Genomic DNA, 5108 nt, shown 5'->3' with positions numbered 1-5108 from the left:
CGGCTCCGGCCTGAAGGCGCTGCGCGAAGCCGGCCAGGACGACGTCCTCACCGAAATGGGCGACCGCTGGCACTTCTTCCGCAACTTCCTGTCCAACGTCGAAATGACCCTGGCCAAGACCGACCTGCGGATCGCCCGCCACTACGTCGACACCCTCGTCCCCGAAGGCCTCCAGCACATCTTCGGCCTCATCGAGGCCGAACACGCCCTCACCGTCGCCGAAGTCCTCCGCATCACCGGCGGCGAACGCCTCCTCGACTCCCAGCCCGTCCTCCAGCAGACCTTCGCCGTCCGCGACGCCTACCTCGACCCCATCTCCTACCTCCAGGTCTCCCTCCTGGCCCGCCAGCGCGAAGCCGCCGCCCGCGGCGAAACCCCCGACCCCCTCCTCGCCCGCGCCCTCCTCCTCACCGTCAACGGCGTCGCCGCCGGCCTGCGCAACACCGGCTGACCCCACGCCGACACGGCGAGGCCCCCGCACCCGGAACCGGGTACGGGGGCCTCGCCGTGTCACGCCGAAGACGACGACCGAAACGTCAGGAGTTGTACGCCGACTGCGCCCGCTCCAGACCCTCCTGCACCAGACACTCCACCGCATCCGCCGCACGGTCCACGAACCAGGGCAGATCCTTGCGCTCCGTCGAGGAGAAGTCCTTCAGCACGAAGTCCGCCACCTGCATACGCCCCGGCGGACGCCCGATCCCGCACCGCACCCGGTGGTAGTCCGCACCGAACGACTTCGTCATCGACTTCAGGCCGTTGTGCCCGTTGTCCCCACCACCCAGCTTCAGACGCAGCGTGGCGTAATCGATGTCCAGCTCGTCGTGCACCGCCACGACCCGCTCCACCGGAACCTTGTAGAAATCACGCAGCGCCGCCACCGGACCACCCGACAGGTTCATGAACGACATCGGCTTCGCCAGCACCACACGCCGGCTCGCCGGCCCCGGCGCACCGAGACGCCCCTCCACAACCTGGGCCCGCGCCTTGCCGTGCGACTTGAACCGGCCGCCCATCCGCTCCGCGAGCAGGTCCACCACCATGAAACCGATGTTGTGCCGATGACCGGCGTACTCGCCACCCGGATTGCCCAGCCCGACCACCAGCCAGGGACTCGACTCGTCCGACATTCCTGCTCGCTCCTCACACGGGACGACCGCCGCCCCACTCCCCGGGAGCAGGACGGCGGTCGGTCAGCAACGTGGTACCGAGAGGGCTCAGGCCTCCTCGGAACCCTCCGCGGCCTCGGCAGCCGGCTCCTCCGCCTGAGCGGCCAGAACCTGCAGCACCACGGCGTCGGCGTCGGTCACCAGGGTGACACCGGCCGGCAGGGTGACGTCCTTCGCGTGCACCGAAGCACCGGCCTCCAGGCCCGCGACCGACACGGTCACGGCCTCGGGCAGGTGGGTGGCCTCGGCCTCCACCGACAGGGTGTTCAGCACGTGCTCCAGCAGGTTGCCACCGGCAGCCAGCTCACCCTCGGCGTGCACCGGAACCTCGACGGTGACCTTCTCGCCCTTCTTCACCACGAGGAAGTCCACGTGGTTGATGACCGGCTTCAGCGGGTGACGCTGCACGGCCTTCGGGATGACCAGCTCGGTGCCGTCACCCTCGATGTCCAGGGAGATCAGGACGTTCGGCGTCTTCAGCGCCATCATCAGGGCGTGCGCCTCGACGTTGACGTGCTTCGGGTCCTGGCCGTGACCGTAGATGACGGTCGGGGTCAGGTTCGCGCGACGGGCCTGGCGGGCAGCGCCCTTACCGAAGTCGGTGCGCAGGGAACCGGTGAGCTTCACCTCGGACATGTTCACTCCTCGTGGGGTGACGATGGAATCGGACAGTCACCCGGCCACAGAACGGCCTGCTACGAAGAGCGCGTCGATAACGGAACCCGCACACCAGTGCGGCCTCCCTCGCCGAGCAACTCCACGAGTCTACCCGGCCGGGAGGCCGCACCAAAAAGGATCTACACCCCGACTACCGCTGCTCCTCGAACAGGCTGGTCACCGAGCCGTCCTCGAACACCTCACGCACCGCACGCGCGATCATCGGAGCGATCGACAGCACCGTGATCTTGTCCAGCTCCAGGTCCGACGGATCCGGCAGCGTGTTCGTGAACACGAACTCGCTCACCTTCGAGTTCTTCAGACGGTCCGCAGCCGGCCCGGAGAGGATGCCGTGCGTGGCCGTGACGATCACGTCCTCCGCACCGTGCGCGAACAGCGCCTCCGCCGCAGCGCAGATCGTGCCACCGGTGTCGATCATGTCGTCGACCAGCACACAGACGCGGCCCTTGACCTCACCGACCACCTCGTGGACGGTCACCTGGTTGGCGACGTCCTTGTCGCGACGCTTGTGCACGATCGCCAGCGGCGCATCCAGCCGGTCGCACCAGCGGTCGGCCACCCGCACCCGGCCCGCGTCCGGGGAGACCACCGTCAGCTTGCTCCGGTCCACCTTCGCGCCGACGTAGTCCGCCAGCACGTTCAGCGCCGACAGGTGATCCACCGGACCGTCGAAGAAGCCCTGGATCTGATCCGTGTGCAGGTCCACCGTCAGGATCCGGTCCGCACCCGCCGTCTTCAGCAGATCCGCCACCAGGCGCGCCGAAATCGGCTCACGACCCTTGTGCTTCTTGTCCTGCCGCGCATACCCGTACGACGGCACGATCACCGTGATCGAGCGCGCCGACGCACGCTTGAGCGCGTCAATCATGATCAACTGCTCCATGACCCACTTGTTGATCGGAGCCGTGTGGCTCTGGATCACAAAGCAGTCCGCACCACGCGCCGACTCCTCGAAGCGGACATAGATCTCACCGTTGGCGAAATCAAAAGCCTTGGTCGGCACGAGACCGACACCCAGCTGGTGCGCGACCTCCTCGGCCAGCTCGGGGTGGGCGCGGCCGGAGAAGAGCATCAGCTTCTTCTCGCCGGTCGTCTTGATCCCGGTCACAGCACTGTCTCCTCAGACGTGTTGAAAGCTGCTCGGCCCCGTGCGCGTCCGTCCCGCGCACGGCGAACCAGCCGAATTGCGTGCACCTATCACGGTACGCCGTCGCCGGCCTACCTGTTTCCGGTCAGTGCGCGTCGGCATCCGTAGGAACCGCCGACGCAGCCGCCTGCGCAGCCGCACTGCCCGGACGCTTACGAGCCACCCAACCCTCGATATTCCGCTGCTGACCCCGCGCAACGGCCAGAGCACCGGGCGGCACATCCTTCGTGATCACCGAGCCGGCAGCCGTGTACGCACCGTCCCCGATCGTGACAGGCGCCACAAACATGTTGTCCGACCCCGTCTTGCAGTGCGAACCGACCGTCGTGTGGTGCTTGTGCTCCCCGTCGTAGTTCACGAACACGCTCGCCGCACCGATGTTCGTGTACTCACCGATCGTCGCGTCACCCACGTACGACAGGTGCGGAACCTTCGTTCCCTCACCGATCGTCGCGTTCTTCATCTCCACGTACGTGCCGGCCTTGGCCCTCGCGCCCAGGTTCGTCCCCGGACGCAGGTACGCGAACGGGCCCACGCTCGCACCCTCACCGACCACCGCACCGTCCGCCACGGTGTTGTCCACCCGCGCACCCGCACCCACCCGCGTGTCCTTCAGCCGCGTGTTCGGGCCCACCTCGGCACCCTCACCGACATACGTCTCACCGAGAAGCTGCGTACCCGGATGGATCAGCGCATCCTGACCGAAACCGACGGTCACATCCACGAACGTACTGCCCGGATCCACCACCGTCACCCCGCCCAGCATCGCCCGCTCCAGCAGACGCGCATTGAGCAGCGCACGGGCCTCCGCCAGCTGCACGCGGTTGTTGATCCCCAGGATCTCCCGGTGATCCGCACCCACCGACGCACCCACCCGGTGCCCGGCCTCCCGCAGGATCCCCAGCACGTCGGTCAGGTACTCCTCACCCTGACTGTTGTCCGTACGGACCTTCCCGAGAGCATCCGCGAGCAGCGCACCGTCGAACGCGAAGACCCCGGAGTTGATCTCCCGGATGGCGCGCTGCGCGTCCGTGGCGTCCTTGTGCTCCACGATCGCCTTCACCGCGCCGGACTCGACATCGCGCACGATGCGGCCGTAACCGGTGGAGTCCGGCACCTCGGCGGTCAGCACGGTGACGGCGTTGCCGTCGGCGTCGTGCGTGGCCACCAGCGCGGACAGGGTGCCGCCGGTCAGCAGCGGGGTGTCACCGCAGACGACGACCACGGTGCCCTCGACCGTCCCGCCGAGCTCCTCCAGAGCCATCCGGACGGCGTGGCCGGTGCCGTTCTGCTCGTGCTGCACGGCCGTGCGCACACCGCTGTCGACGGCGGAAAGATGGGCCTGCACCTGCTCCCGGGCGTGTCCCACGACGACGACCAGGTGCTGCGGTTCCAGCTCGCGGGCTGCGGCGACGACGTGACCGACGAGCGAACGCCCGCAGATCTCGTGGAGAACCTTCGGAGTGGCCGACTTCATGCGGGTGCCCTCACCCGCTGCGAGGACGACGACGGCTGCCGGGCGGTTGGCGCTCACGGGTGTGCCCTTCGGCTTCGGGTGGTGGACCCGTGCAGGATACCGGGGGGTCGGGGGCCGTGAACGAGGGCGGGCCCCGACCGTGTGGTCGGGGCCCGAACCTCGTAGCTCCCCCGCCAGGACTCGAACCCGGACATAGGGCACCAAAAGCCCCAGTGCTGCCAATTACACCACAGGGGATAGCAAGCCCGACGAATCGGATACTTTGCTACTTCAACGGAGCGCTGCCCCTACTATGCCGCACCAAGCACCCCCGATGCGACGATAAAGCTCGGCGCTTTGCCGCACTCGGACGGTGTGCCCGGATCGGCGAGGTCGATCCCGGCGGGATCGGCCCGGAACTTCTCGGCGGCGGGAATGCCTGCCGTCTCGTGGATCGTGACGCTGGTCGCTGTTCACGGAGATCACCCGCTCGCGGCGATCGTAGGTCTTGTCTTTCTGTGCGGTTGTCGATGATTTGGGCGATTCCCGGAAGGTGTGTGACAGAGCCCCGGTGGGGCGGGGGCCCGCCCGTACGCTGGTGGGCATGACCAGTACGGGGGAACGGCAGGCCGGTGAGGTGCGGGCGGGGCCGTGGTGG

At 67.9% G+C, this 5108-nt stretch carries 5 protein-coding genes and 1 tRNA gene; 1 reads left to right on the top strand and 5 read right to left on the bottom strand.

The window, feature by feature from the left end; all coding sequences use genetic code 11:
- Window positions 1-451: phosphoenolpyruvate carboxylase (locus tag EF918_RS32165; RefSeq protein ID WP_125652441.1), on the top strand; the 451-nt coding region annotated here is incomplete at its 5' end.
- A gap of 85 nt (window positions 452-536) precedes the next feature.
- On the opposite strand, the gene pth is transcribed toward EF918_RS32165, so the two are convergent.
- The 5 genes from pth to EF918_RS32140 all read right to left on the bottom strand — a co-directional run bounded on the left by pth (window position 537) and on the right by EF918_RS32140 (window position 4708).
- Window positions 537-1130 carry an aminoacyl-tRNA hydrolase gene (gene pth / locus EF918_RS32160; protein WP_125652440.1) on the bottom strand — a complete coding sequence of 198 codons (594 nt, stop codon included), beginning with the start codon at window positions 1128-1130 and terminating at the stop codon, window positions 537-539.
- Window positions 1131-1217: 87 nt separating this feature from the next.
- Window positions 1218-1805 carry a 50S ribosomal protein L25/general stress protein Ctc gene (locus tag EF918_RS32155; RefSeq protein ID WP_125652439.1) on the bottom strand — a complete coding sequence of 196 codons (588 nt, stop codon included), beginning with the start codon at window positions 1803-1805 and terminating at the stop codon, window positions 1218-1220.
- Window positions 1806-1977: 172 nt separating this feature from the next.
- Window positions 1978-2955, bottom strand: a complete 978-nt coding sequence (locus tag EF918_RS32150) for a ribose-phosphate diphosphokinase (protein WP_125652438.1) — start codon at window positions 2953-2955, stop codon at window positions 1978-1980.
- Between the two features lie 124 nt (window positions 2956-3079).
- Window positions 3080-4528 carry a bifunctional UDP-N-acetylglucosamine diphosphorylase/glucosamine-1-phosphate N-acetyltransferase GlmU gene (gene glmU / locus EF918_RS32145; RefSeq protein WP_125652437.1) on the bottom strand — a complete coding sequence of 483 codons (1449 nt, stop codon included), beginning with the start codon at window positions 4526-4528 and terminating at the stop codon, window positions 3080-3082.
- Window positions 4529-4636: 108 nt separating this feature from the next.
- Window positions 4637-4708: transfer RNA gene (locus tag EF918_RS32140), tRNA-Gln, on the bottom strand.
- Window positions 4709-5108 lie beyond the last annotated feature (400 nt).

It is taken from the genome of Streptomyces sp. WAC06614 (assembly GCF_003949795.1).
In the GTDB taxonomy this organism is placed as follows: domain Bacteria; phylum Actinomycetota; class Actinomycetes; order Streptomycetales; family Streptomycetaceae; genus Streptomyces.
This window is presented reverse-complemented; position numbering and strand designations above follow the sequence as displayed.